The 25,274-nt window shown below is 64.7% G+C and carries 21 protein-coding genes; 12 read left to right on the forward strand and 9 right to left on the reverse strand.

The features are described 5' to 3' along the window. The 3 genes from AAG821_RS19435 to pyrF all read right to left on the reverse strand — a co-directional run. Positions 1-548: pyridoxal-phosphate dependent enzyme (locus AAG821_RS19435; protein ID WP_341916394.1), on the reverse strand; the 548-nt coding region annotated here is incomplete at its 3' end. 24 nt (positions 549-572) lie between these two features. Next, positions 573-1,214 (reverse strand): phosphoribosylanthranilate isomerase, encoded by a 642-nt coding sequence (locus tag AAG821_RS19440; protein WP_341915448.1) that lies wholly within the window; start codon positions 1,212-1,214, stop codon positions 573-575. Between the two features lies 1 nt (position 1,215). Next, positions 1,216-1,941 (reverse strand): orotidine-5'-phosphate decarboxylase, encoded by a 726-nt coding sequence (pyrF, locus tag AAG821_RS19445; RefSeq protein WP_341915447.1) that lies wholly within the window; start codon positions 1,939-1,941, stop codon positions 1,216-1,218. Positions 1,942-2,047: 106 nt separating this feature from the next. On the opposite strand from pyrF, the gene AAG821_RS19450 reads away from it, so the two are divergent. From AAG821_RS19450 to thrS, 4 genes are all read left to right on the forward strand, one after another. Further along, entirely contained in the window at positions 2,048-3,073 is a 1,026-nt protein-coding gene (locus tag AAG821_RS19450; RefSeq protein ID WP_341915446.1) for a polysaccharide deacetylase family protein, read from the forward strand. Positions 3,074-3,359: 286 nt separating this feature from the next. After that, positions 3,360-3,848, forward strand: a complete 489-nt coding sequence (locus AAG821_RS19455; RefSeq protein ID WP_341915444.1) for a GNAT family N-acetyltransferase — start codon at positions 3,360-3,362, stop codon at positions 3,846-3,848. A 110-nt stretch (positions 3,849-3,958) separates the two neighbouring features. After that, positions 3,959-4,846, forward strand: a complete 888-nt coding sequence (locus AAG821_RS19460; protein WP_341915443.1) for an AraC family transcriptional regulator — start codon at positions 3,959-3,961, stop codon at positions 4,844-4,846. Between the two features lie 267 nt (positions 4,847-5,113). After that, positions 5,114-6,352 (forward strand): threonine--tRNA ligase, encoded by a 1,239-nt coding sequence (gene thrS / locus AAG821_RS19465; protein WP_341915442.1) that lies wholly within the window; start codon positions 5,114-5,116, stop codon positions 6,350-6,352. 9 nt (positions 6,353-6,361) lie between these two features. Here the strand turns inward: thrS and AAG821_RS19470 are convergent, their stop codons facing one another. Beyond that, positions 6,362-7,825, reverse strand: a complete 1,464-nt coding sequence (locus tag AAG821_RS19470; RefSeq protein ID WP_341915440.1) for an alginate export family protein — start codon at positions 7,823-7,825, stop codon at positions 6,362-6,364. Between the two features lie 165 nt (positions 7,826-7,990). Here AAG821_RS19470 and rph point away from each other — a divergent pair, with 165 nt between their 5' ends. The 4 genes from rph to AAG821_RS19490 all read left to right on the forward strand — a co-directional run bounded on the left by rph (position 7,991) and on the right by AAG821_RS19490 (position 11,834). Further along, positions 7,991-8,707 carry a ribonuclease PH gene (gene rph / locus AAG821_RS19475; RefSeq protein ID WP_341915439.1) on the forward strand — a complete coding sequence of 239 codons (717 nt, stop codon included), beginning with the start codon at positions 7,991-7,993 and terminating at the stop codon, positions 8,705-8,707. 2 nt (positions 8,708-8,709) lie between these two features. Further along, positions 8,710-9,345, forward strand: coding sequence for an RdgB/HAM1 family non-canonical purine NTP pyrophosphatase (rdgB, locus tag AAG821_RS19480; RefSeq protein WP_341915437.1), 636 nt, complete (start codon positions 8,710-8,712; stop codon positions 9,343-9,345). Next, positions 9,329-10,516, forward strand: coding sequence for a radical SAM family heme chaperone HemW (gene hemW / locus AAG821_RS19485; protein WP_341915436.1), 1,188 nt, complete (start codon positions 9,329-9,331; stop codon positions 10,514-10,516). Before rdgB ends, hemW begins: the two co-directional genes overlap by 17 nt. Positions 10,517-10,592: 76 nt before the next feature. Continuing rightward, positions 10,593-11,834, forward strand: a complete 1,242-nt coding sequence (locus AAG821_RS19490) for a PLP-dependent aminotransferase family protein (protein ID WP_341915434.1) — start codon at positions 10,593-10,595, stop codon at positions 11,832-11,834. A 12-nt stretch (positions 11,835-11,846) separates the two neighbouring features. Here the strand turns inward: AAG821_RS19490 and AAG821_RS19495 are convergent, their stop codons facing one another. From AAG821_RS19495 to AAG821_RS19505, 3 genes are all read right to left on the reverse strand, one after another. Beyond that, positions 11,847-12,968 (reverse strand): DUF2855 family protein, encoded by a 1,122-nt coding sequence (locus AAG821_RS19495; RefSeq protein WP_341915433.1) that lies wholly within the window; start codon positions 12,966-12,968, stop codon positions 11,847-11,849. 131 nt (positions 12,969-13,099) lie between these two features. Then, positions 13,100-16,252, reverse strand: coding sequence for an efflux RND transporter permease subunit (locus AAG821_RS19500; protein WP_341915431.1), 3,153 nt, complete (start codon positions 16,250-16,252; stop codon positions 13,100-13,102). Positions 16,253-16,263: 11 nt separating this feature from the next. Then, complete coding sequence (locus AAG821_RS19505) at positions 16,264-17,388, reverse strand: efflux RND transporter periplasmic adaptor subunit (RefSeq protein ID WP_341915430.1); 1,125 nt, start codon at positions 17,386-17,388, stop codon at positions 16,264-16,266. A 154-nt stretch (positions 17,389-17,542) separates the two neighbouring features. On the opposite strand from AAG821_RS19505, the gene AAG821_RS19510 reads away from it, so the two are divergent. The 3 genes from AAG821_RS19510 to AAG821_RS19520 all read left to right on the forward strand — a co-directional run bounded on the left by AAG821_RS19510 (position 17,543) and on the right by AAG821_RS19520 (position 20,951). Beyond that, a complete protein-coding gene (locus tag AAG821_RS19510; protein ID WP_341915428.1) occupies positions 17,543-17,992 on the forward strand; it encodes a DUF488 domain-containing protein in 450 nt (149 codons plus the stop codon). Between the two features lie 66 nt (positions 17,993-18,058). Next, positions 18,059-19,015 (forward strand): TAXI family TRAP transporter solute-binding subunit, encoded by a 957-nt coding sequence (locus AAG821_RS19515; protein ID WP_341915427.1) that lies wholly within the window; start codon positions 18,059-18,061, stop codon positions 19,013-19,015. A gap of 82 nt (positions 19,016-19,097) precedes the next feature. Beyond that, a complete protein-coding gene (locus tag AAG821_RS19520; RefSeq protein ID WP_341915426.1) occupies positions 19,098-20,951 on the forward strand; it encodes a TRAP transporter permease in 1,854 nt (617 codons plus the stop codon). Between the two features lie 11 nt (positions 20,952-20,962). Here the strand turns inward: AAG821_RS19520 and AAG821_RS19525 are convergent, their stop codons facing one another. Further along, positions 20,963-22,402 (reverse strand): FAD-binding oxidoreductase, encoded by a 1,440-nt coding sequence (locus AAG821_RS19525; RefSeq protein ID WP_341915424.1) that lies wholly within the window; start codon positions 22,400-22,402, stop codon positions 20,963-20,965. Between the two features lie 25 nt (positions 22,403-22,427). After that, complete coding sequence (locus AAG821_RS19530) at positions 22,428-23,357, reverse strand: L-threonylcarbamoyladenylate synthase (RefSeq protein WP_341915423.1); 930 nt, start codon at positions 23,355-23,357, stop codon at positions 22,428-22,430. Positions 23,358-23,466: 109 nt separating this feature from the next. On the opposite strand from AAG821_RS19530, the gene AAG821_RS19535 reads away from it, so the two are divergent. Further along, positions 23,467-25,260, forward strand: coding sequence for an acyl-CoA dehydrogenase (locus tag AAG821_RS19535; RefSeq protein ID WP_341915421.1), 1,794 nt, complete (start codon positions 23,467-23,469; stop codon positions 25,258-25,260). Positions 25,261-25,274: the final 14 nt, after the last annotated feature.

Raw genomic sequence — 25,274 nt, forward strand, 5'->3', positions numbered from 1 at the left:
AGCGCCTCGTTCATCGCATCCTTCAGGGTGCGTGAACCAGACTTCACTGCGCGCACCTCGGCACCCAGCAGCTTCATACGGAACACGTTGGGCTGCTGCCGCTCGATGTCGACTTCGCCCATATAGATCACGCAGGGCAGGCCGAAACGCGCCGCCACGGTGGCAGTCGCCACGCCATGCTGGCCAGCACCGGTCTCGGCGATGATGCGGGTCTTGCCCATGCGCTTGGCCAACAGAATCTGGCCGATGCAATTGTTGATCTTGTGCGCGCCGGTATGATTCAGCTCGTCGCGCTTGAAATAGATCTTCGCGCCGCCGAGATGCTGGGTCATACGCTCGGCGAAATACAGCGGGCTCGGCCGGCCGACATAGTCGTTGAGGAAGTAATCCATCTCCGCCTTGAAGGCCGGATCGGATTTGGCAGCGGTATAGTGCTTTTCCAGATCGAGGATCAGCGGCATCAGCGTCTCGGCCACGAACCGCCCGCCGAACTTGCCGAAATGGCCCTTCTCATCAGGGCCGGAACGATAGGAATTGAGCGCGTTCATCGATCTGTCCTCAGAATGCATTCATCACAGGCGGCGGGCTGCGTCAAGAAAAGCGCGAATCTTCGCCGGGTCCTTCTTGCCCGGCGTGCTCTCCACGCCAGACGATACATCAACCGCACGGGCGCCGGATTGCTGCACGGCTTCGGTCAGATTGCCGGGAGTCAGGCCGCCGGCCAGCAGCCAGGGCCGCTTGAAGTCGGCCCCCTGCATGATGCTCCAGTCAAACGCTTTGCCGTTGCCGCCGGGCAGTGTGGCATCCTTTGGCGGGCTGGCGTCGAACATCAGCCAGTCAACGATATCCTCATAGGCCTTGGCCGCCTTCAGGTCGGCCTTGGTCGATACCTTGATCGCCTTGATGATCGGCAGGCCGAAATAGATGCTGATGGCACGGCAGCGTTCCGGCGTCTCGTCGCCATGCAGTTGCAGCAGGTCCAGTCGTGCCTTGGCGAGGATCGTGTCGAGGAAATCGGTTTCCGGATCGACGAACAGCCCGACACGGTCGATGCCGCTCGGCACCTCGGCGAGCAGGGCTTCCGCCTGTTCGGCAGACAGATTGCGCGGCGAAGGCGGGAAGAACACAAAGCCTGCCATGTCGGCGCCATGCTCGACGGCGGCGGCCACAGCGGCCGCATCGGTCAGGCCGCAGATCTTGGTGAACAGGGCCACGTTACGCCGCCTCGGCCAGTTCTTGCGCAATCGCCTGCGCGCTGGCTTCGGGATTCTCGGCTTCCGTGATCGGCCGGCCGATCACCAGATGGTCGGCCCCCAGCTTCAGCGCCTCGCCCGGCGTCATGACGCGCTTCTGGTCGCCGGCCGCCGAACCCTTGGGGCGGATGCCCGGCACCACCAGCTTGAAATCCGGACCGCAGGCCTGGCGCAGCATGGCAATCTCGGTGGCGGCGCAGACCACGCCATCGGCGCCATTGGCCTGCGCCATCTTGGCCAGACGCACCACATAGCTGCTGACATCCTCGGTGATACCGATGGCGGCGAGGTCGGCAGCATCCAGCGAGGTCAGCGCGGTGACAGCCACGATCCAGGGGCGCTGACGCGCCTGCTTGGCGGCATCCACCGCCTGGCGGATCATCGCCGGGCCACCGGAGGCATGCACGGTCAGCATCAACGGACCCATGGCGGCGGCGGCGGAACGCACGGCGCCGGCCACGGTGTTGGGGATGTCGTGGAATTTCAGGTCTAGGAACAGCGGGGTGCCGACCGGCAGGATCGAGCGCACCTCCGTCGGGCCATGCGCTGTGAAGAATTCCTTGCCCAGTTTGACTCCGAATCCGGCGGCGGCGGCGGCGCGGGCGCAGCGGGCGGCGAAGGCCAGTTCCACAGTGTCGATGGCGCAGAAAACCGGGGCGATCCGGCTGGAAAGGGGCGTCTTGCTCATGGGGCGGGCTTATAGCGGAAATGACGGGCCAAGTCTCCCCTTGGTGAGCGTTTTACGGGCCGGCCGGGCCTCCCCCGATCGGCCTGGCCGGGCTAGGATACCGGTCATGAAAACCCAGCTTTCCGTCGTCCTTTGCGCCCTGGCTCTGACCGCAGCTCTGCCGGCGGCAGCCGCCGACCATGCGACCATCCTGATGTACCACCGCTTTGGCGAGAACACGGTGCCGAGCACCAATATCCGGCTCGAGCAGTTCGACGCCCATATCGCCGAGCTGAAATCCGGCCCCTATAAAGTAATGGGCCTGCCCGAGATCGTGGCGAAGCTGAAATCCGGCGAAAGCCTGCCCGACCGCGCCGTGGCGATCACCGCCGACGACGCCTATATCTCCGCCTTCACCGAGGGCTGGCCGCGCCTGAAGAAGGCCGGGATTCCCTTCACTCTGTTCGTCGCCACCGAGCCGGTGACCAGCAAGCTGCGCGGCTACCTGACCTGGGACCAGATCCGCCAGATGAAGGCGGAAGGCGTCACCATCGGCGCCCACAGCCATCGCCATCCCTCGCTGCCGGCGCTGTCGCCTGAAAAGGCCCGCGAGGATCTGGAAACCTCGCGCGCCATCTTCGAGAAAGAGCTGGGCGAGCAGCCGGCGCTGTTTGCCTATCCCTTCGGCGAGTGGGACGCGCGCACGCTGGCGCTGGTCAAATCGCTCGGCTACAGCGTCGCCTTCGGCCAGCATTCCGGCGTGGCGCACAGCAAGCACGACATGTTCTGGCTGCCGCGTTTTCCGATGAACGAGAGTTTCGGCTCGGTCGAACGCGTGCGCCAGGCGCTGAATGCCCTGCCGCTGCCGGTCAGCGACGTCGAACCGGCGGATGTGCTGATCCGGCTGGGCCAGACCACCAATCCGCCGGTGCTGCGCTTCACCGTGGCGCCAGGCATCGAGCGGCTGAAGCAGATGGTCTGCTATACCGGCGAGGGCAAGGCGATCCCGCCCCGGGAAATCGGTGAACGGCGCTACGAGATGCGGCCGGTTGACGCGATGAAGCCGCCGCGCGACCGCATCAGCTGCTCGGTGCCGTCGTCCGAGGCCGGCCGCTATCGCTGGTTCGGCATCCAGTTCACCGTGCTCAAATAGGCTGTCGCGGCCTTGTTTGCGCCTCTTCCGGCCTTAGTCGGGCTTATCTGCAGCTTAATCGGCCTTATCCCACGCTTATTCTGTCGTATTCCTCCTTATTTCTTCTTATTCCGCTTTATTCGCGCGCTGCTTGTCCAAGGCCGCAGCCGATACGCGCATTTCTATTAAAGGCTTGGATCTGGATGATTATTTCTTGCCCAACCAAGAACATATAAGGTACGGTTCCGCGCAATCAAGATCCGGGGATATCGAGGTCCGGCCACCGTCTGGCCAGAGAGGAAGCAGCATGGCTTTGCATATCCGTTCCGCCGGCGCCGCCGACCGCGCCGCGATCTGGTCGATCCTCGAACCGGTCTTCCGCGCCGGCGAGACCTATACGGTGCCCGTGGATATCGGCGAGGCCGAGGCGGTCGACTACTGGTTCTCGCCCGCGCACGAGGTTTTCGTCGCCGTCGATGGCGATGCGGTGCTCGGCACCTATTTCCTGCGCCCGAACCAGCATGGGGGCGGCAGCCATGTTGCCAACTGCGGCTATGTCACGGCCACAGCAGCAACCGGCAGGGGCGTGGCGCGCATCATGTGCGAGCATTCGCTGGACCACGCCCGCAGCCGCGGCTTCCTCGCCATGCAGTTCAATTTCGTGGTCAGCAGCAACGGCCGCGCCGTGCGCCTGTGGCAGAGTTTCGGCTTCGAGGTCGCCGGCCGGCTGCCCGAAGCCTTCCGCCATCCCCAGCTCGGCCTGGTCGACGCGCTGGTGATGTACCGCAAGCTCTGAGCCGGGCCGCACACGGCCGGGCTGGCGCTCGCGCAGCCGTCAGGGCATCTTCGCAAGATTTGTCAAATGGGCCCGTGCTAGCGTTTCTTCAGTCAGGAACAGGATCAGCCATGCCCGAATTCGCCAGTTCAGATTTCACCACCTCCGATACGCCGGGGCAGGCCAGCTATATCCGCCGCTTCACCCGCGTCATCGAATATATCTATGCCCATCTCGATGCGGCGCCCGATCTCAACACGCTGGCCGAAGTGGCAGCCCTGTCGCCGTGGCACTGGCACCGCATCTGGCAGGCGGTCTACGGCGAAACCGTGGCCGCCACGGTGAAGCGCCTGCGCCTGCAGCGCGCCGCCGCCGATCTGGTGCAGACCGACCGCCCGCTCGATGAAATCTGGCCACGGGCCGGCTACGGCAGTCTCGCCGCCTTCAGCCGCAGCTTCAAGGATGCATACGGCCTGCCGCCGGCGGAATATCGCAAGGCCGGCAGCCATACCCGCTTCACCATGCCTTCCTCTCCTAAAGGAGTGTCCGCCATGCGCGACGTCGCGATCAAAACCCTGGCCCCCGCCACGCTCGCCGTGATCCCGCATCAGGGCTCCTATATGCAGATCGGCAGGGCCTTTGAAACCCTGTTCGGCACGCTGGCGGCGCGTAACCTGCTGCGGCCGGGGCTGTGCATGAAGGGGGTGTTCTACTCCGATCCGACATCTGTGCCGGAAGCCGAGTTGCAATCGGCCGCTGGCATTGTCGTGCCCGATGATAGCTTCCCGGTCGATGCGCCATTGCAGCGCGCGAGTCTGCGCGGCGGCGACTATGCCATCCTGCGCCACAAGGGTCCGTATTCGGATATGAGGGCGGCCTATGACTGGCTCTATGGCGACTGGCTGGTGCGCTCTGGCCGTGAGGCCGCCGATGCGCCGGTGTTGGAGGATTACCTCAACAATCCCCGCGAGGTGGCGCCCACCGAACTGCTCACCGATATCTGTTTGCCTTTGAAATGATGGTGAAGGGGGAGCCCGAAATTGCATCCCGGCAATTTTCTTTCTTGACGCTTCATCGATCTGCGCATACCGTCCGCGTCACCATGCAGAGCATTATTCTCACCGTAGCTACCATTAAGGTTACCGCCGTCGGCGGTGCCATGGGTTGTTGCGCGTAGAGTAGGTCACGCATAGCAAGACACCCAGAGGCCCCGCCGGCGACGGACGGGGCCTCGGTGTTTCCGGGGCTTCGTTCATCACCGGCCGCTTCGCAACCCGGAGACGGACATGAACAGCTTCAGTCCCAGCAGCAGCCTGAATTCCCGGCTGAATCCAGAGACCGACCCCTATGACCACCGTGTGCTGGGCACGCGGCTGGACCTCTTCCACCAGCAGGAGGAAGGGCCAGGCATGGTGTTCTGGCACCCACGCGGCTTTGCGCTGTATCGCGTGATCGAGGATTACATCCGTCGCCGCATGCGCGAGGTGGGATTTGCCGAAATCCGCACGCCGCAGCTGCTCAGCTACAGCCTGTGGGAGGCGAGCGGCCACGCCGACAAGTTCGCCAACGAGATGTACCGCCTGAACAGCGGCAACCGTCCATTTGCGCTGAAGCCGATGAGCTGCCCCGGCCATGTGCAGGTGTTTTCCAAGAGCCTGCGCTCGGTGCATGACCTGCCGCTGCGCTATTGCGAATTCGGCGCCTGCCATCGCGACGAGCCTTCGGGCGCCTTGCAGGGCCTGATGCGCACCAAGAGCTTCACCCAGGATGATGCGCATATCTTCTGCACCGAGGCCCAGGTGGAAGGCGAGGTGCAGCGCTTCTGCGAGCTGCTGCGCAGCATCTATCAAGATTTCGGTTTCGGCGCGCCGCTGGTGTTCTTTTCCACGCGGCCGGCAAAGCGCGCCGGCGACGACGCCACCTGGGACCGGGCCGAAGCCTCACTGGCAATGGCAGCGCGGCGTGCCGGCATCGATTTCGGCATCAAGAGCGGCGAGGGCGCCTTTTACGGACCCAAGCTGGAATTCCATCTGCGCGACAGCCACGACCGGTCCTGGCAGTGCGGCACGATCCAGCTGGATTTCGTGCTGCCCGAGCGGCTGGGCGCCGATTATGTCGCCAGCGATGGCAGCCGCCAGCGCCCGGTGCTGATCCACCATGCCGTACTGGGCAGCATGGAGCGCTTCATCGGCATGCTGCTGGAGCATCACAAGGGCGCGCTGCCGCTGTGGCTGGCGCCCGAGCAGATCGCGGTGGCCAGCGTGACCAGTGCGCAGGAAGGCTATGCCCGCAAGGCCGCCGCTGCGCTCGGCCGCGAAGGGTATCGCGTCAGCGTCGATGGCCGGCCCGAACGGATCGGCCGCAAGATCGCCGAGGCGCATGACCAGGGCCTGCCGCTGCTGGCGATTGCCGGCGAACGCGAGATGGAACGCGGCACGCTCACCTTCCGACGTCGTGACGGCAAGCAGCAGGAGCTGTCGCTGGCCGATGCGGCGCGGCGTTATCGCGAGGAGGCGTTCCGCTAGGGCGGCGGTCTAGAAGCTGTAGCTGAACACCATCTGGCCGAGCCAGGTGGTGCGGTCGGTGGCATCTGTGGTGCCGAGCTGCTGGCGCCGGCCGTCGCCGGCCCTGGCGGCGCCCAGCACGGTGGCCACCGAGAGGCCGGGCAGCGGTGTGGTCCACAGGGCATAAACGTCGACCTCGTCGAGCAGGCGTTCAGACCGCACGCCATTGGCATAGTCGCGCTTGTCGAAGTTGTGCCGGTACCAGATCGCGCCGAGGCTCAAGTCTTCCATCGGCTGCAGTTTCAGATGCGTCATGTGGCTGTTCAGGTTGGAGTTGCCGCCGACATAGCGCGCGTAGATCTCGCCCAGATCCCAGCTGCCATAACCGCGCGGGCCGCCGGCGCTGAACAGCGAGTCCCAGCCATTCTCGACGGTGTCGTTGGCATTGTTGTCGCCGCTGAAATGCATGTAGCGGTAACTCAGCCGCGGCTGCCAGGGCAGGGCGGAGAAGGTGTATTGCGGCTCGACATACCAGGCCTCGGCGCGTAGGCGGCGGCCGGTGGCGCCGTTGCGCTCGCGGGCGATTTCGCCATACAGCGCCGCATCCTGCCAGCCTTCCCCCAGCGAACTGAGCAGCGCGCCGCCCGAGCGCAGGGCATAGACGGTCATGCCATCGCGGCGCGGGCTGATCGCCTGGTCGGCGTCGGTCAGCGTCAGCACGGTGGCGCCGAGATACCATTGGCGCTCCTCGTATTCGCTGCGGCCATGGTCGCGGTGGCTGGAGGCGAACCATTCGATATTGCCGCCATGCAGCGATGTTGCCGCTGCATCCTTGCCGCGCAGATACTGCTGGTCTGTGTTGCTTTCGAGATGGAACAGATCGGCGCGCACCGGTTCGGTGTTGATGCGCAGGATCGCGGTGCGGTCAAACGCGCTGCGCGGACCGAGCACGTAGTTGTTGCGGCGGAAGCTGTCCAGCGTGCCGTCGGCGATCAGGAAGCCGTCGCCGACCACGAAGCCCTGGCGGCCGGCGGAAATGTCGATGGCATCCTCGCCGAGCGCTGTAAAGGCGAGGCCGGATTTCCAGCCCAGATAGGCTTCGCTGAGGCCGAAGGCAGTGGGCCGCAGGTCGGTGACTGAATTGCGCTGGGCCTCGCCATCGCCACGCGTGGCGCTGCCGGTCACTTTCACGCCGCCATAGAGTGTGGTGTCGTTGAGGAAATAGGCAGCATCGATGCCGGGCGTGACATAGGCTTCGGCCCAGTTGCGGCCGCCCTTGCGCCGGCCATGCGAGGACAGGCTGCCCAGGCCGTTCTGTGCATTGCTGACGCCGAACAGGCCGAGGCCGGCATCCAGCGTGAGGCCGATTTCCAGATCGCCGAAGCCGAAACGCTGGCCGGCCTTCTCATGTTCGTCCTCGGCCGCGACAACGGGATTGATCGCGCAGATCAGCGCGGCAAACAGGCCGATCACTCCGGTTGTACGCCAGGCCATCAAGACATCCCCCACCACAGGCTGCCGGTTGCTGGTCCGGCCTGCACCCTTCGGTTATGCTGCCGGTGTATTCGATTGGTGCTGGCTGTCAAGGTGGCTTGTCCGCTACGACCATATCGACTAGAAACCGCTGACGCTTTTCAGACTTATTCGCGAGGAAAAACCATGCGTCCCAGTGGCCGCACCGCCGATCAACTGCGCCCGGTCCGCCTGGAGCCGGGTTTCGCCAAATATGCCGAGGGCTCCTGCCTGATCAAGTTCGGCGAGACCCATGTGCTCTGCGCTGCCACGGTTGAAGAAAAGGTGCCGCCCTTCCTGCGCAACACCGGTCGCGGCTGGGTGACGGCGGAATACGGCATGCTGCCGCGCTCGACCCACACCCGCACCGATCGGGAGGCGTCGCGTGGCAAGCAGTCGGGCCGCACGCAGGAAATCCAGCGTCTGGTTGGCCGCAGCTTGCGCGCCGTCACCGATCTCGCCGGCTTTGGCGAGCGCCAGATCCGTCTCGACTGCGATGTGCTGCAGGCCGATGGCGGCACGCGCACGGCAGCGATCACCGGCAGCTGGGTGGCGCTGCATCTGGCCTTCGCCAAGCTGGTGAAAGACGGTGCCATTGCCAAGATTCCGCTGATCGGCCAGGTGGCCGCGGTCAGCTGCGGGCTATGCGACGGCGTCGCCGTGCTCGATCTCGATTATCCGGAAGACAGCACGGCGCAGGCCGATGCCAATTTCGTGCTGACCGATACCGGCGCCATCGTCGAGGTGCAGGGCACCGCCGAGAAGGAGCCGTTCTCGGAGGCGCAGTTCACCGCCATGCTCGGCCTCGCCAAGCTGGGCGTGAAGAATCTGATGACCCTGCAGCGCCAGGCGGTAGGGCTCTAGGCATGAGCCGCCGTCGCTTCAGTGGCGACACGCTGGTGATCGCCAGCCACAATGCCGGCAAGGTGCGCGAGATCGGCGACCTGATCGCGCCGTTCAAGGTGCGCGCGGTCTCGGCCGGCGAACTCGGCCTGCCCGAGCCGGAAGAAACCGGCGACACTTTCATTGCCAATGCCGAGCTGAAGGCGCTGGCGGCGGCGCAGGCCGCGCAACTTCCCGCCCTGGCCGATGACTCCGGCATGGCCGTCGATGCGCTGGACGGCGCGCCAGGAATCTACTCCGCGCGCTGGGCCGGTGCGTCGAAGGATTTCTCCAAGGCGATGGACAAGGTCTGGCGTGCCGTCGAAGACCGTATTGGTAAGAAAGAATGGGGCGCCGAACCCCCGTTCGGCGCACAGTTCGTCTGCGCGCTCAGCCTCGCCTGGCCCGATGGCCATGTCGAAAGCTTCGAAGGCATCATCCAGGGCCGGCTGGTCTGGCCGCCGCGCGGCCTGCATGGCTTTGGCTACGATCCGATGTTCCTGCCGCAAACGAAGGATGGCGAGACGCGCACCTTCGGCGAGATGCCGGCCGCCGAGAAACATGCGATCAGCCATCGCGCGCTGGCCTTCCGGCAGCTGATCGATGCCTGTTTCAGCTGAGGGCACGACGGTGCCGCCGCGCGGCTTCGGCCTGTATGTGCACTGGCCCTTCTGCGTTTCGAAATGCCCGTATTGCGATTTCAACTCCCATGTGCGCGAGCGCGTCGATGCCTTGCGCTGGCAGAAAGCCTATCTCACCGAGATGGCGCAGCATGCCGCCACCGGTGTCGGACGCGGTGAGACAATCACCTCGGTGTTCTTCGGCGGCGGCACGCCATCGCTGATGCCGCCGGAAACCGCTGCGGCCATCCTGGAGGCAGCACGCGGCCACTGGGCCTTTGCAGACGATGTCGAGATCACGCTGGAGGCCAATCCGAATTCGGCCGAGGCCGGCAAGTTCGCCGCCTTTGCTGCCGCCGGCATCAACCGCCTGTCGATTGGCGTGCAGAGTTTCGATGCTGCGGTGCTGAAATTCCTCGGCCGCGCCCATGATGCCGGCGAGGCGCGCCGTGCCATCGCAGCCGCCGCGAAGGCCGTGCCCCGCTATTCCTTCGACCTGATCTATGCCCGGCCGGAGCAGACGGCAGAAAGCTGGCGCGCCGAACTTAGCGATGCGCTCAGCCTCGCCGGCGACCATCTCTCGCTCTACACGCTGACCATCGAGCCCAATACCGGCTTTGCCGGCGCGGTGGCGCGCGGCGTGCTGCAGCCGATGCCGTCCGACGACCAGGCGGCGCTGTATGACCTGACACAGGAAATTCTCGACCAGGCCGGACTGCCGGCCTACGAGATTTCCAACCATGCAAAACCGGGCGGCGAGAGCCGGCACAACCTGGTCTACTGGCGCAGCGGGCAGTATCTCGGCCTCGGCCCCGGCGCGCATATGCGGCTGCAGCAGCCGGATGGCTGGCGCGCGCTGCAGAATCGCCGCAAGCCGGAAACCTGGCTCGAACAGGTGGAGCGCGATGGCGACGGTCGCGAGAGCGAAACGCCGGTGAGCAGCACCGAGCGGGCCGAGGAAGCCCTGATGATGGGCCTGCGCCTGCGCGAGGGTGTTTACGCGCGGAATTTCCACGCCGCCACCGGGCTCGATCTCGATACCTTTGTGCCGGCGGCGCGGTCGGCACCGCTGGAGGCGGCCGGGCTGCTGGTCCGCATGCCGGATCGGATCGTCGCCACGGCCGAGGGCCGTGCCGTGCTGGACGGCCTGCTGGCGAAACTGCTCACCTAGCAGCCCGGGCGGCTTTTCCGCCGCCGCCCGTCCGATTAAGCTGGCGCCAGCTTTTGAGGAAACCCGAGCCAGCATCATGACCGAATCCGCCTTTCCCGGCCTGTCGCAGGCTGTCAGCACCCTGCGCGCCTCTGAAATCCGCGAGCTGCTGAAGCTGATCAGCCGGCCGGAAATCATCTCCTTTGCCGGCGGCATTCCCGATCCGGCGCTGTTCCCGCTCGATGCCATCGGCGCATCGTATCAGCGCGTGCTGGCCAATCCGGCGCTGGCGGGCGAGGCCTTCCAGTATTCGATCAGCGAGGGCTATCCGCCGCTGCGCGACTGGATCGTGGGCTATCTGAAGACCCATGGTATCGAGACCGGCCCGGAGCAGGTGCTGATCACCTCGGGCGCGCAGCAGGCGCTGGATTTCCTTGGCCGCGCGCTGATCAATCCGGGCGACCGCGTGGTGATGTCCTCGCCCAGCTATCTTGGCGCCATCCAGGTGTTCGGCACCTATCAGCCGACATTCCTCTCGGTGCCGATGGATGACGAGGGCGTGCTGCTCGATGCGCTGGAAGCCGCGTTCAAGCAGAAGCCGAAATTCTTCTATCTCACGCCGGATTTCTGCAACCCGGCCGGCATCACCACCTCGCTGGCGCGGCGCAAGGCGATCCTCGACCTGGCGCATCGGTATGATGTGGCGATCCTGGAAGATTCGCCCTACGAGGAGCTGCGTTACGAGAATGCGCGTATCCCAAGCTTCGCCGCACTGGAGCTGCAGGCCCTGGCGGCGCCGGGCAGCGACGGCAAGCGGCTGGTGATCTATGTCGGCAGCCTGTCCAAGGTGCTGACGCCGGCGCTGCGCATCGGCTGGGTCTGCGCCGATCCGGCGCTGATCAACAAGCTGGTGCTGGTCAAGCAGGCGTCCGACCTGCATTGCAGCACGATCAACCAGATGGTGGCCTGCGATATCGCGTCCTCCTCGCATGCCAGCCAGGTGGCGAAGCTGCGCAAGGCCTACAAGGAACGTCGCGACGTGATGCTGGAAACGCTGGAGCGCTGCCTGCCCAAGGAGGTGCGCTACACCCGGCCCGATGGCGGCATGTTCATCTGGCTGGAATTCCCCGACAGCATCAACGGCACCGAACTGCTGGCGGAAGCCGTGAAGGATATCCAGGTCGCCTTCGTGCCCGGTTCGGCCTTCTATGCCACCGATGTGAAGCGCAACACGGCGCGGCTCAGCTTCTCGCTGGGCGAGCCGGCGCGTATCCGCGAGGGCATCGAGCGGCTGTCGGCCCTGCTGCAGAACAAGCTGCGCGCCAACCGCGCGGCCTGATCGGCGGGCAGTTTATTCCCACAGGCTGAGAATGTGGCCTTCATCGGCCTTGACGCGGCCGGCGAGCGTTGCGCGGTAGGTGGCCTCGACGGCGGCACGGCCGTCGCCGCGAATGACCCTGATCCAGCCCTGCAGCAGCGGCAGGAAGTCGGCCCAGGCGGTATTCAGCTTGCTTTCCAGGCCGCTACGGCCCCAGTCCTTGCTGCGCTTGACGATCCTGTCGGGCGCGAAGAAGAACAGCGGCTTCGGCCCCGGCAGGCCCTTGCCCGGCGGGTTCATCTCGCGGTGCGACAGCCCAACGGCGCAGCTGTATTTCAGGCTGTCGCCATAATGCTCGTGGATCGCGCGGCGCACATCGGCGCTGCCGGCGAAATCCACATAGACGGCATCTTCCATGGGTTGCTCGGCAATCTGGTCATAGGTCACCACGCGGTTGTAGCAGCCAAGACCCTCGACGAAGGCGCGGTTGCCGGCCGAGGTGAGCCCGACCAAGGTGATGTCTTTGCGACGATGCAGCAGATGCGCCAGGCCGAAAGCGGTTTTCGCCGAGGCGCTGGACAGCACCACGGTCTGGGCGCCGAAGACATTCTCATCCGCCAGGAAATCGTCGATCAGGAACGATGTGATGAACAACGGCCGCAGCAGTGCCTGATAGGGCTGGAACGTTTCGGCAAAGGCCGGCTCGGTGGTGATGCGCAGATAGCTGTTATAGGCCGGCGGCAGCTTGGCGCGGTGCGGCATGCCCTCGATGAAGCCGCTGTCGGTCAGCTTGACCGGCTGCATCACCAGGTGGGTCGCCATCGGAAAGTAGCCGTAGATCCGTTCATCCACCGCGATGGCAGGATGACGCGAGGCCACCACATCGGCAAAGCCCCAGACCGGGATGATGCCCCAGGCCTCATCGCTGCCGGGGAAGAAGTCCCAATACGACATCTTACCGCCGAGCTCGGCGTAAGTGATGTTGTTGGCGGTGAAGGCGAAACTGTCGACCTTGACCAGGATTTGCTCGGGCTGCAGATCGTCGGCATGCAGGGTGAAGTCCTCGAAGCGGATCTGCGTCAGATCATCCTTGCGCACGACAAACTGTGTCGCGGCGAGATCGGATTTGGCGGTGGCGGCGAGAATCTGCGACATTGGGCCTCCCTTATGGCTTATGGCCTTGTGGCCGCTCTTGTGGCGTCGGCCTTCAATCTAGGGCGTCGATCATGTCCCCGATGTGACAAGCATCGGACAAAAATCCACGGATAATCGCGGGTAAATTGGAATTATTCGGCGGGCTGCCTGGCGTCATCCTTATGGCCGGCATCGTCAGGGCGCGCGCTGGCCAGCTTGCGGCTGGCCCAGGCACCCAGGTCATCCAGATAGGTGAAGATCACCGGCGTGACCACCAGGGTCAGCAGGGTGGAGGAAATCAGGCCGCCGATCACCGCATGGGCCATGCCAGCGGTCTGCTTGGCGCCTTCGCCGATCGCCATCGCCAGCGGCAACATGCCGAAGATCATCGCCAGCGTGGTCATCAAAATCGGGCGCAGGCGGATTTCGCCGGCTTCCAGGATGGCATCGGCGCGCGACATGCCCTCGCGGCGGGCGTGATTGACGAAATCGATCAGCAGGATGGCGTTCTTGGTGACCAGGCCCATCAGCATGATGAAACCGATGACGGCAAACATGCTGAAAGTCGAACCCCAGGCCCAGAGGCCAACCACCACACCGAACAGCGATAGCGGCAGCGACGCCATGATGGCAATCGGCTGCAGGAAGCTGGCGAATTGCGAGGCGAGGATCAGGTAGATGAAGATGATCGCCAGCAGCAGCGCGGCGGCGGCATAGCCGGCCGATTCCTTCATGTCCTTCGACGCGCCGCCGAACCAGAAGCGATAGCCGGGCGGCAGGGTCATCTCTTCCAGCTTGGACTGGATGGCGCGGCTGACCTCGCCGACCGGACGGCCATCGGTGGTGGCGGTCAACAGCACTTCGCGCGCCAGGTCGCGGCGGTTGATCTGGGTCGAGCCGGTGGAAGGCTGGATGCTGACCACCTGCGACAGCGCCACCATCTTCGGATTGCCATCGGCATTCATCTGGCTGGAGGCGACATAGATGCGGGCGAGATCGGGCATGCCGGTGCGGTCGTCGCGCGGCAGGCGCACGAAGACGCTGTAATCTTCCGAATCCGGTGCTTTCCAGGTGCCGGCTTCCTCGCCGGCCAGCAGGGGACGCAGGGTGGCGGCAATCGCCGTGGTGCTGACCCCGAGGTCGGCGGCCAGCTGGCGGTCGACATCCAGTGCGACAGTGGGCTTGTTGGCCTTCAGGCTGGATTCCAGATCGGACACGCCGGGCACGGTGCGCATGATCTCCATCGCCTGCTGGGTCAGCTTGTCCAGCGTGGCGAGATCCTGGCCCTTCAGCGCGATCATGATCGGCTTGTTCAGGCCGCCGCCCAGATTGGCCTGGCCGATGTTGATATTGTCGATGCCGGCGATGCGGCCGAGACGCTCGCGGAACTGCACCGCCATCTGCTGCGGCGATTTCTTGCGCTGGTCGATCGGCACGAAGCGTACATAGAGCGTGCCGACATTGCGCCGCGCAAACGAACCGGCATTGATCGAGGCGAAGGAATAATCCACCTCGGGGAATTCCTTGATGGCATCCTGCACCTGGCGGATCTTGGCCTCGGTGTAGTCGATGGCCGAACCGGACGGCGTGGTGATCTCGACCAGGATTTCCGACAGGTCGGGTTCGGGCAGGAATTCGGTACCGATGGCACCCGAGCGGAGGATGCCGATGGTGCCGATGAAACTGAAGACGGCCAGCAGCAGCACCAGCCAGCGGAAACGGAGGCTCCAGCTTAAGATGCGGCGGTAGACCCGGCCGAGCCATTCCATGCCCTTGTCGACCAGGCCGACCGCGCGGCCAATCGGGCCGCGTTTGGCATTGGGCTGGCTGTCGGGGTCGTGCCAGACGCTGGACAGCATGGGGTCGAGGGTGAAGCTGACGAACAGCGAGATCAGCACCGCGACGGTGACGGTGATGCCGAACTGCAGGAAGAAGCGCCCGATGATGCCACCCATGAAGGCGACCGGCAGGAAGACCGCGACGATGCAGAAGGTGGTGGCCAGCACCGCCAGCCCGATCTCGTTGGTGCCGTCCAGCGATGCCTGGCGGTGGCTTTTGCCCATGGCAACATGTCGCGTGATGTTTTCACGCACCACGATGGCATCGTCGATCAGGATGCCGATGGCGAGCGACAGGGCCATCAGGGTCAGCTTGTTCAGCGTGAAGCCGGCGGCATAGACAGCGGCCAGGGTGCCGATCACAGCAATCGGCAGGGTGAGGCCGGTGATCACCGTGCTGCGCCAGGAATTCAGGAACAGGAAGACGATCAGCACGGTCAGAATGGCGCCCTCGATCAGGGTGCGTTGCACGCCGTTGACCGAGGAGAGGATGGCGCGGCTGTCGTCGCGCATGAACTGCAGCGAAATATCGGACGGCAGGTCGGGCTGCAGATCCTTGATCGCCTGCTTGAGTCCGGTGATGACTTCCAGCGTGTTGGAGCCCTGCACCTTGACGAAGCTGATCGCCAGCTGGCGGTCGCCATTGAACAGAGCGACGGCTTCCTTTTCTTCCGAGCCGTCTTCTACCGTGGCGATATCGCCCACCGTGACCGAGGTGTTGCCGCGACGCGCCAGCACCAGCTCGGCCAGCCGGCGCGGATCGGTGACGCGGCCCTCGATCTGCACGACGAATTCGGTCTGCGGGCGGGTCAGCGTGCCGAGCGGGATCTGCTGGTTCTCGGCCTTCAGCACATTGACCAGCTGATCCATGCCGACGCCGTAGGCCTGCATCTTTTCCGGATTGGGCAGCACGTTGATGCGGCGTTTGAGGCCGCCGACGATATAGGCTTGGCCGACGCCGCGCACGGTCTGCAGGCGCTTGAGGATCACCTGGTCGGCCAGTGTGGTCAGTTCGCGCAGGTCGCGGCGCTCGCTGCGCACGGTGACCGAGGCAACCGGCTGGTTGTCGGGCGAAAAGCGGGTGATTTCCGGCGTCTTAATCTCGTCGCGGAAACGCGGCGTCACTTGGGCGATCTTTTCGCGCACATCCTGCACGGCGGCCACGGCGCTGACGGTTAGCTCGAATTCGATGATGACGGTGGAGCGGCCTTCCAACGAGCGCGAGGTGAGCGTGCGCACGCCGCTGATGGTGTTGACCGCATCCTCGACCGGGCGGGTGACTTCGCTTTCCACGCTTTCCGGCGTCGCACCCGGATAGCCGGTGCTCACCACCACGATAGGGAATTCGACATCGGGAAACTGTTCGACGCTGAGTTTGAAATAGGCGAACAGCCCCACCACCAGCAGGGACAGCATCATCATGGTGGCGAAAACGGGGTTGTTGACGCTGATGCGGGTCAACCACATGGCACTGTTCCCTAACGGCCGGCGATGCGGGCGGCGAGGCCGTCATTCAGGCGCAGGCCGGGTGTCACCACCACGGTTTCGCCGGCTTCCAGACCGCTGGCAATGCCGATGCGCCCCTCGGCGGTGCCGGTGATTGCCACGGTCACGGCGCGGCGCTGCACCTGCTTGTCCTTCAGCACATAGACGACAGGGGTGCCGTTTTCCTGGCGCAGGGCTTCCTGCGGGATCGCCACCACCTGTGCCACTTCGGCCAGCACGGCCTCGCCGCTGCCGAACATGCCGCCACGCAGCACGTGATCGGGATTGGCCAGCAGGATGAAGACCGGGATGGAGCGCGAGCCGCTCTGGGCGGTGGGATTGATGCGGTCGATCTGGCCGGTGAACACACGGTCGCCGAAACCTTCCACGCGCAGGTTCACCTTCTGACCGATTTTCAGCTGCGGCACGTCGCGTGCGGGCACCATCGCCTCGACCTCCATGGTGTCGAGATCGGCAATGACAAACAGTTTGGCATCCACCGCCACGCGTTCGCCCGGATTGACCAGGCGGTCACTGACCAGGCCGTCGATGGGTGCATAGATCGCCGCATCGCCCAGCGCCTTGCGTGCCATGGCCAGCTGCTGCTCCAAGGCTGCAACATTGGCACGGGCGGTGCGCCAGGCATTCTCCGCCTCGTCCATCGCGGTCTGCGACTTCACGCCGCGCTGCAGCAGCGTCTCGGCTTTTTCGCGGTTGATCTGGGCCAGATTGAGCGCGGAACGGGCGCTGTCCAGGTTGCTCTGCTTTTCGCGCAGCTTGGCGGCGACATCAGCAGTATCGAGCCGCGCCAGCAGCTGGCCCTTTTTCACGCGCTCGCCGCGCCGCACCGAGATCTCGTTGACCACGGCAGCGACCTCGGCGCGGATCATGCTCTGGTTCAGCGGCTGCAGGCCGCCACTGAACCGCACCACCTGGCGCAGGTCGGTTCGGATCGCCGGGGTCAGATCGGCGGGAGAGAATTCTATACCCTCGAAGCGGACAGGTGCCGCGGCTACGGCCGGCGATGCCGCCTGGCGGCCTTTCAACACGATCAGCCCGCCACCAGCCAGGATGGCCAGCCCGAGCACGCCCAAACCGATCTTTACAACGCGTTTCATCTGTCTTCCCCCAGGCCCGCCGGCTGTTACCGGTCGCGGGTGCGTATCCTGTCGCAGCCGTGTATATAGATACGGGTAAATACCGTCTATCCTGCGATGGTTACCCATGGGTAACTTGTGATTTTCATCACAGGACTCCCACACGAGGTGCAGCTTGGCGGCGATTTTCACCATCGGGCATTCCAGCCATCCGGCCGAAGCCTTTCTGGCGCTGCTGCGCCGGCATGGCATCGGCCTGCTGGCCGATGTGCGATCGGCGCCGGCCTCGCGCTTTGCCCCGCAGTTCAACCGTGCGGCCCTGGAGCAGAGCCTCCGGGCGGGCGGCATCGGCTATCGCTGGCTGGGGCAGGCACTGGGTGGCAAGCCGCGGGCGCCGGCGCCGGTCTTTGCTGCCGGCATCACCGAGCTGCTGGTGCTGGCGGAGACCACGCCGACAGCAATCATGTGCGCCGAACGCGATCCGCTGCAGTGCCATCGCACCCATCTGGTCACGCCGGCTTTGCTGAAAAATGGCGCAACCGTCACGCATATCCTGGCCGATGGCGCATTGCTGCCCAATGACGCGCTGCAGCAATCGCCGAAGCAGCAGGATCTGTTCAACTGATCTTTGCTTGACGTGGCAGGGACGTATACGCAGACTTTGCCTCCATAAAAACAACGGGAGGACGTTATGCGGTATCGCAACATCGCTACAGTTGGAATTCTTGCGGCCAGTGTCGCGGCTTTGGCCGGCACGGATGCGCAGGCGCAGACCTACAAGCTGATGACCGGCCCGCAGGGCGGCGTCTGGGTGCCGCTGGGCGGCACCATGAAGGCGATGTTCGAAAAGGCCGTGCCGGGCGTAACGATCCAGACCCTGCCGGGCGCCGGCATCGCCAATGTGAAGGGCGTTGAGGAAAACAAGACAGACTTCGGTTTCGGCAATTCTATCTCGACGGTCGATGCCGTGAACGGTAATCCGCCGTTTGAGAAAAAGACCACCAATGTCTGCCAGATCGCCAACCTCTACCCGCAGTATTTCCAGGTGGTGGTGACCGGCGATTCCAAGATCGAAAAGATCGCCGACCTGAAGGGCAAGGCGATTGCCGTGCAGACCAAGGGCAACACCGCAGAGGCGATCTCGGCGGATATCCTCAAAGCGCATGGCATGTCCTACAGCGACATGAGCAAGGTCAATTTCATGGCCTCCTACAATGACGCGGCAGCGCTGCTGCAGGATGGTCATGCCCAGGTCTTTACGCTGGGCACCACCATCCCGGCCTCCTCGGTGATGGATCTGGCCTCCTCGCGCGGCGTACGCCTGATCCCGGCCGATGATGCGGCGGTTGCGGCGATGAAGAAGATCAATGCCGGCTATGTGAAGGGCGTGGTGCCGGCCGGCACCTATCCGAAGCAGGACAAGGACGTGCCGGTGATCGCCTATTCGGCGCATTTCATCGCTTCGTGCAAGCTGCCGGAAGCGCAGGTCTATGCCATCACCAAGGCGATGGCGACCCAGATGGCCGATATGGCCGCCGTGAACAAGGCGATGGCGAAGGTGACGGCGAAGGATATGGCCGAGGATATCGGCGTGCCCTTCCATCCGGGCGCCGCGAAATACTATCGCGAAGTCGGCGCGCTGAAATAATACGTTGAGGCGACTGACCGGCGTCGCGCCTTAAACATAAGGGCGACGCCGGTAATTTTTTTGGTGCTGGTCGGGGGAAGTCATGGATAAGAGTCTGCTGGCCCGTGTGGCTGCGCCGATTGGCGTGACGATGGCGTTGTATCACATGTGGGTCATCGCCATGGGTCCGCCGCAGGCGCTGATCTTCCGTGGCACTCATCTGGCCTTTGCCCTGGTGCTGGTTTACCTGCTGTATCCCTTCGCCGTGCGACCGGACGGCCGCCGGCGGTTCGCCTGGCTCGATGCGCTGTTCTTCGTGGGCGGCGTGCTGGGGCTGGGCCACCTGTTCATCGACTACGATTACTTCATCAACCGCATCATCTATATCGACGACCTTAAGCCGCTCGACATCATTGCCGGTCTTGGCCTGGTGATCGTGGTACTGGACGCGACACGGCGGGTGATCGGCTGGGCCCTGCCGATCACCGCACTGCTGTTCATGGCGCATGCCCTGTTCGTCACCAAGGTCGATCCGCTCACCCTGCTGGATCAGCTCTACATGACCACCGAGGGCATCTTCGGCTCGACCCTGGCGGTCTCGGCGGCTTACGTCACCATTTTCGTGGTGTTCGGCTCGGTGATGGAGCGCACCGGCACCGGCAAGCTGTTCATGGATTTCGCCCTGGCGCTGACCGGTCGGCAGGCCGGCGGGCCGGGCAAGGTCTCGGTGGTGTCGTCCTCGCTGTTCGGCACCATCTCGGGTTCGGCCGTGGCCAATGTGATGGTCGACGGGCCGATCACCATCCCGCTGATGAAGCGTACCGGCTTCACCAAGCATTTCGCCGCGGGCGTGGAAGCGGTTGCCTCCACCGGCGGCCAGATCATGCCGCCGATCATGGGTGCGGCCGCCTTCGTGATGGCCGAGTTCCTGGCGGTGAGCTATTTCCAGGTCACCGTCTGGGCGCTGATCCCCAGCATCCTCTATTACGTGGCCTGCTTCGGCGCCGTGCATTTCGAGGCCAAGCGCCAGGGCCTGGTCGGCCTGCCGGCTCATGAAGTGCCGCGTCTGCTCACCGTGATCCGCGAGCGCGGGCATCTGTTCATTCCGATTGCCATCATCCTCGGCGGCATGATGGCGGGCTATTCGGCGCCTTATTGTGCGCTGGCCGGCACGCTGGCCTGTTTCCCGGTGGCGATGCTGCGCGCCTCGACGCGGCAGGAGCTGCGCTGGAGCCTGATCCCGGAAGCCCTGGAAGATGGCGCCCGCAACACGCTCGCCGTTGCCCTGGCCTGCGCCTGCGCCGGCCTGGTGATCGGCTCGATCACGCTGACCGGGCTGGGCATCAGCTTCACCAACTGGATCATCGGCCTGTCGCAGAACAGCCTGCTGCTGGCGCTGGTGCTCACCGCCGTAGCGGGCATCATCCTGGGCATGGGCATGCCGACCACGCCGGCCTATATCGTCATGGTATCGCTGATGGTGCCGGCGATCATGAAGCTGGGCGTGGTCGAACCCGCAGCCCATATGTTCGCCTTCTACTTCGCCATCCTGTCGGCGATCACGCCGCCGGTGGCGCTGGCGGTCTATGCCGCAGCCAGTCTGGCCAAGGCCGATCTATGGAAGGCGGGATGGGCCGCGGTGAAGATCGGCGCCGCGGGCTTCATCGTGCCCTTCATGTTCGTGTTCCAGCCCGCCCTGCTGATGATCGGCGATTGGCCGGACATCATCCATGCGACGGTTTCGGCCTGTATCGGCATCGCCATGCTGGCGGCCGGCCTGCATGGCTTCTTCCGCTTCCATCTGCGCCAGTACGAGCGCGCCATGCTGATCGTCGGCGCGCTGGCGATGACCCTGGTGCCGGGCTGGATCGGCGATGCGGTTGGCATCGCACTGCTGCTGCTGGTGCTGGTCGGGCAGAAGCTGCTGCCCAACACGGCCCTGCCGGCGAAAGGATAGGCGCCGGCCCGTTAGGGCCAGACCACCTTGCCGGGGTTGAGGATATTGTCGGGGTCGAAGGCGCGCTTGATCTTGCGCATCATCTCGATTTCGACCGGCGACTTGTAATGCACGATCTCGTCGATCTTCATGCGGCCGACGCCATGCTCGGCGGAGATCGAACCCTGCATGCCCTGCACGATGTCATGCACGATGGTATGCACGGCATCCCAGTGTTTCAGGTATTCCAGCCGGTCCCAGCCGACCGGCTGCGACGCATTGAAATGCACATTGCCGTCGCCGATATGGCCGAAAGCGACGACGCGGATGCCGGGCAGATAGGCCTCCACCGCCTTTGAGGCGATATCGATGAAGTCGGCCATTTTCGACACCGGCACCGAGATGTCGCATTTGATCGAGCCGCCCTCGGGCTTCTGCGAGCTGGACAGCAGCTCGCGCAGCTTCCAGAAGGCGGCGCGCTGGGTATCGGACTGCGCGATGGCCGCATCCAGCACCAGGCCCTTTTCGAAACCATCGGCCAGCACGGCCTCCATGGTTTCGCCGATATTGCCGTCGTCCCGGCCGGAGGAGAATTCCATCAGCACATACCAGGGATGCCGCTCGGCCACCGGGTCGGTGGTGCCCGGATTGTGCTTGAGCGCGAAATCCAGCGAGATGCGCGAGATCAGCTCGAAGCCGGTGACCTGGCCGCCGGTGGCGGCTTTCGACAGGGCCAGCAGCTCGATGGCGGCGGACGGGCTCGGCACCGCCGTAAAGGCCGTCGCCATCGCCTTGGGCAGCGGATGCAGTTTCATCACGGCGGCTGTGATGATGCCCAGCGTGCCCTCGCCGCCGATGAACAGGTCTTTCAGATCATAGCCGGTGTTGTCCTTGCGCAGGCCGCGCATGCCGTTCCAGATCTGACCATCGGCCAGCACCACTTCCAGGCCCAGCGCCAGTTCGCGGGTATTGCCATAGCGCAGCACGGCGTTACCACCGGCATTGGTGGAGAGATTGCCGCCAATGGTGCAACTGCCTTCCGAGCCGATGGAGAGCGGGAACAGGCGATCCGCCTCGCGGGCAGCCTGCTGCACCTGCTGCAGGATGCAGCCGGCTTCCACGGTGATCGTATCGTTCAGCGGGTCGATGGCGAGAATCCTGTTCATGCGCTGCAGCGACAGGATGATCTCGTCATTACTCATGAACGGAATGTTGCCGCCGACCAGGCCGGTATTGCCGCCCTGCGGCACCAGCTTGGTGCGGGTTTCGCGCGCCAGCTTCACGATGGCCGCGACTTCGGCCGTATTGGCCGGGCGCAGCAGCATGGGCGAGCTGCCGACATAGAGATCGCGCTGCTCGCGGAAATGCGGGGCGAGCACATCGGGATCGGTGACCCAGCCCTTGGGGCCGACCAGATCCTTGAAACGGTCGAGCAGGGCGGCGGAAAGCGGTGTCGAGAGCGGTGCGTTCATGGCGATGATTTTAGCCCTCTTGCGGCTAACGTCCACGGGCTGCGCGGACCAATCTGTCATTGATGGCCAGGCCCAGGCCCTGCTGCGGAATCGGCATCACGGCGATGCCATCCAGGCCTGCAACATGATCCAGCGCATGCAGCCCGGCATAGAGCCGGGCGGCGGCCTCGGCCAGATCACCGCGTTCGCTGAGCGGAAAAACCGTGGCGAAGCCGGGCAGGGGTTTGCCGAAACTGAGCAGGCCTTCCTTGCCCTGCGCAGCCGCAGCATTCAGCCGCACGGGCAGGCGCGGGGCATAATGTTTCAGCAGCATGCCGGGCGACTGCAGTGTCTGGTCGGTGGGCTGTACCAGTGTTTCACCCAGCACGGCTTCGATGTCTTCGGCCGCGATGCCGCCGGGGCGCAGCAGCGTGGCGGTTTCGCCGGTCAGGCCGACCACGGTGGATTCCAGGCCAACGCTGCAGGGCCCGCCATCCAGCACGGCAATCCCTGTGCCCAGGCTGTCGCGCACATGCTGCGCCGTGGTGGGCGAGACATGACCGGAGCGGTTGGCGGAGGGTGCAGCCACCGGACGGTCGACGCGGGCCAGCAGTTCGCGCGCCAGCGGATGGGCCGGCATACGCAGGGCCAGCGAGGGCAGGCCGGCCGAGACGGCCGGCGCCACCGGGCAGTCGGGCCGGCGCGGCAGCACCAGGGTCAGGGCGCCGGGCCAGAAGGCGGCGACCAGCCGGCGGGCGCGGTCATCCAGCATCACCAGCGCATCCAGCTGGGCCGGATCGGCGACATGGCAGATCAACGGATTGAAATCGGGCCGGCCCTTGGCGGCGAAGATCTTCGCCACGGCCGACGCATCGGTTGCATCCGCGGCGAGGCCATAAACAGTCTCGGTCGGGATGGCGACCACTTCGCCGCGGCGCAGCCGGTCGGCTGCCTCTGAAATCGTTACGTCAACCATGCCCAATCCTGATCTGGCCGAGTTTTAGCCTGCGGGCCTTGGCCTTGCTAGCCATCCCGGACCATATTATCCCTGCGCCTTCAGAACAGCAGTGGTCAGGGAGACCGAGATGGACTACGTCGCCCCCGTCAAGGACATGCGTTTCACGCTCGAGCATATCGCCGGCCTGGCCGATCTCGCCCAGCTGCCGGGGCTGGAGAATGCCGAAGCCGAAACCGTGGTTGCCGTGCTGGAAGAGTCGGCCAAATTCGCCGCCGGCGTCCTGTCGCCCCTTAATCGCGGCGGCGACAAGGAGGGTGCCAAGGCGGAGAATGGCGTGGTGCGCACCGCGCCCGGCTTTGTCGATGCCTACAAGAAATTTGTCGCCGGCGGCTGGAACGGCATGCCCTTCCCCGAAGCGCTGGGCGGCGGCGCCATGCCCTGGGCCGTCACCATGGCGGCGCAGGAAATGGTGCAGGCGGCGAATCTTTCCTTCTCGCTCTGCCCGCTGCTGACCCAGGGCGCCATCGACGCGATCATAGCCCATGGCACCGACGAGCAGAGGGCGATGTACCTGCCCAAGATGGTGTCGGGCGAATGGACCGGTTCGATGAATCTGACCGAGCCGCAGGCCGGCTCCGATGTCGGCGCGCTGAAATCGAAAGCCGTGCCGGCGGGCGATGGCACCTACCGCATCAGCGGAGCCAAGATTTTCATCACCTATGGCGAACACGACATGGCGGATAACATCATCCACCTGGTGCTCGCCCGCCTGCCCGATGCCCCGCCGGGCACCAAGGGCATCTCGCTGTTCATCGTACCCAAGGTGCTGGTCAACAAGGATGGCTCGCTCGGCAAGCGTAACGATCTCCGCGTGGTGTCGCTGGAGCACAAGCTCGGTATCCATGCCAGCCCGACCTGCGTGATGAGCTATGGCGACAACGGCGACTGCGTCGGCTATCTGCTCGGCGCCGAGAACCAGGGCATGCGCTGCATGTTCACCATGATGAATAACGCGCGCCTCAGTGTCGGCTGCCAGGGCCTGGCAATTGCCGAACGCGCCTATCAGCAGGCGCTGGACTATGCCGAACAGCGCAAGCAGGGCCGCCATCCCGGCATGAATGCCGAACAGCATGTGGCGATCATCGAGCATGCGGATGTGCGCCGCACCCTGATGCTGATGCGCAGCCTGACGGAAGCCTGCCGCGGCCTGATTTACCTGAATGCCGCCTCCATCGACCGCGCGCATCACCATCCCGATGAAGCCGAGCGCAAAAGTGCCAAGGCACTGGTCGAGCTGCTGACGCCGCTGTCGAAATCCTGGGCCACCGATATCGGCTGCGAAGTGGCCTCCATGGGCGTGCAGATTCATGGCGGCATGGGATTCATCGAGGAAACCGGAGCCGCCCAGCATTATCGCGATGCCCGCATCCTGCCGATCTATGAAGGCACCAACGGCATCCAGGCGATCGATCTGGTGACGCGCAAGCTGCCGCTGAATGGCGGCGAGACGGTGAAGGCCCTGTTCGCGCAGATCGCAGCCACCGTGGCCGAAGCGGCCAAGGCCGGCGACAGCTTCACCGCCATTCATGCCAATCTGGATGGCGCATTGAAGTCGCTGGGCAAGGCCAGCCAGTGGATCGGTGGACAGCTGGCCAAAAATCCGGACGTCGCGCTGGCCGGGGCGACGCCCTATCTGCGGGCGTTTGCCACCACGGTTGGCGGCTGGCTGCTGGCCAAGCAGGCCCTGGCAGCCAAGGCCGAGATCGCGGGCGGTGCCACCGATCCGTATTTCACCGCCAAGATCGTATCGGCGCGGCTGTTTGCCGACCAGGTGCTGACCAGCGTGGATGGCCTGTGCCGGTCTGCCACCGAAGGCAGTGCCAGCCTGGCCGCGGTGACGCCGGACCTGTTGCGCGCCTGATAGCCCGGGATATC

The sequence above is a fragment of the Ferrovibrio terrae genome (assembly GCF_943372915.1).
Taxonomy (GTDB): domain Bacteria; phylum Pseudomonadota; class Alphaproteobacteria; order Ferrovibrionales; family Ferrovibrionaceae; genus Ferrovibrio; species Ferrovibrio terrae_A.

What these genes read in the sequence shown, in the direction of transcription:
- pyrF (WP_341915447.1), bottom strand. Translation starts at nt 1,941, where the DNA reads ATGAGCAAGACGCCCCTTTCCAGCCGGATCGCCCCGGTTTTCTGCGCC.
- AAG821_RS19450 (WP_341915446.1), top strand. Translation starts at nt 2,048, where the DNA reads ATGAAAACCCAGCTTTCCGTCGTCCTTTGCGCCCTGGCTCTGACCGCA.
- AAG821_RS19455 (WP_341915444.1), top strand. Translation starts at nt 3,360, where the DNA reads ATGGCTTTGCATATCCGTTCCGCCGGCGCCGCCGACCGCGCCGCGATC.
- AAG821_RS19460 (WP_341915443.1), top strand. Translation starts at nt 3,959, where the DNA reads ATGCCCGAATTCGCCAGTTCAGATTTCACCACCTCCGATACGCCGGGG.
- thrS (WP_341915442.1), top strand. Translation starts at nt 5,114, where the DNA reads ATGAACAGCTTCAGTCCCAGCAGCAGCCTGAATTCCCGGCTGAATCCA.
- AAG821_RS19470 (WP_341915440.1), bottom strand. Translation starts at nt 7,825, where the DNA reads ATGGCCTGGCGTACAACCGGAGTGATCGGCCTGTTTGCCGCGCTGATC.
- rph (WP_341915439.1), top strand. Translation starts at nt 7,991, where the DNA reads ATGCGTCCCAGTGGCCGCACCGCCGATCAACTGCGCCCGGTCCGCCTG.
- rdgB (WP_341915437.1), top strand. Translation starts at nt 8,710, where the DNA reads ATGAGCCGCCGTCGCTTCAGTGGCGACACGCTGGTGATCGCCAGCCAC.
- hemW (WP_341915436.1), top strand. Translation starts at nt 9,329, where the DNA reads ATGCCTGTTTCAGCTGAGGGCACGACGGTGCCGCCGCGCGGCTTCGGC.
- AAG821_RS19490 (WP_341915434.1), top strand. Translation starts at nt 10,593, where the DNA reads ATGACCGAATCCGCCTTTCCCGGCCTGTCGCAGGCTGTCAGCACCCTG.
- AAG821_RS19495 (WP_341915433.1), bottom strand. Translation starts at nt 12,968, where the DNA reads ATGTCGCAGATTCTCGCCGCCACCGCCAAATCCGATCTCGCCGCGACA.
- AAG821_RS19500 (WP_341915431.1), bottom strand. Translation starts at nt 16,252, where the DNA reads ATGTGGTTGACCCGCATCAGCGTCAACAACCCCGTTTTCGCCACCATG.
- AAG821_RS19505 (WP_341915430.1), bottom strand. Translation starts at nt 17,388, where the DNA reads ATGAAACGCGTTGTAAAGATCGGTTTGGGCGTGCTCGGGCTGGCCATC.
- AAG821_RS19515 (WP_341915427.1), top strand. Translation starts at nt 18,059, where the DNA reads ATGCGGTATCGCAACATCGCTACAGTTGGAATTCTTGCGGCCAGTGTC.
- AAG821_RS19520 (WP_341915426.1), top strand. Translation starts at nt 19,098, where the DNA reads ATGGATAAGAGTCTGCTGGCCCGTGTGGCTGCGCCGATTGGCGTGACG.
- AAG821_RS19525 (WP_341915424.1), bottom strand. Translation starts at nt 22,402, where the DNA reads ATGAACGCACCGCTCTCGACACCGCTTTCCGCCGCCCTGCTCGACCGT.
- AAG821_RS19530 (WP_341915423.1), bottom strand. Translation starts at nt 23,357, where the DNA reads ATGGTTGACGTAACGATTTCAGAGGCAGCCGACCGGCTGCGCCGCGGC.
- AAG821_RS19535 (WP_341915421.1), top strand. Translation starts at nt 23,467, where the DNA reads ATGGACTACGTCGCCCCCGTCAAGGACATGCGTTTCACGCTCGAGCAT.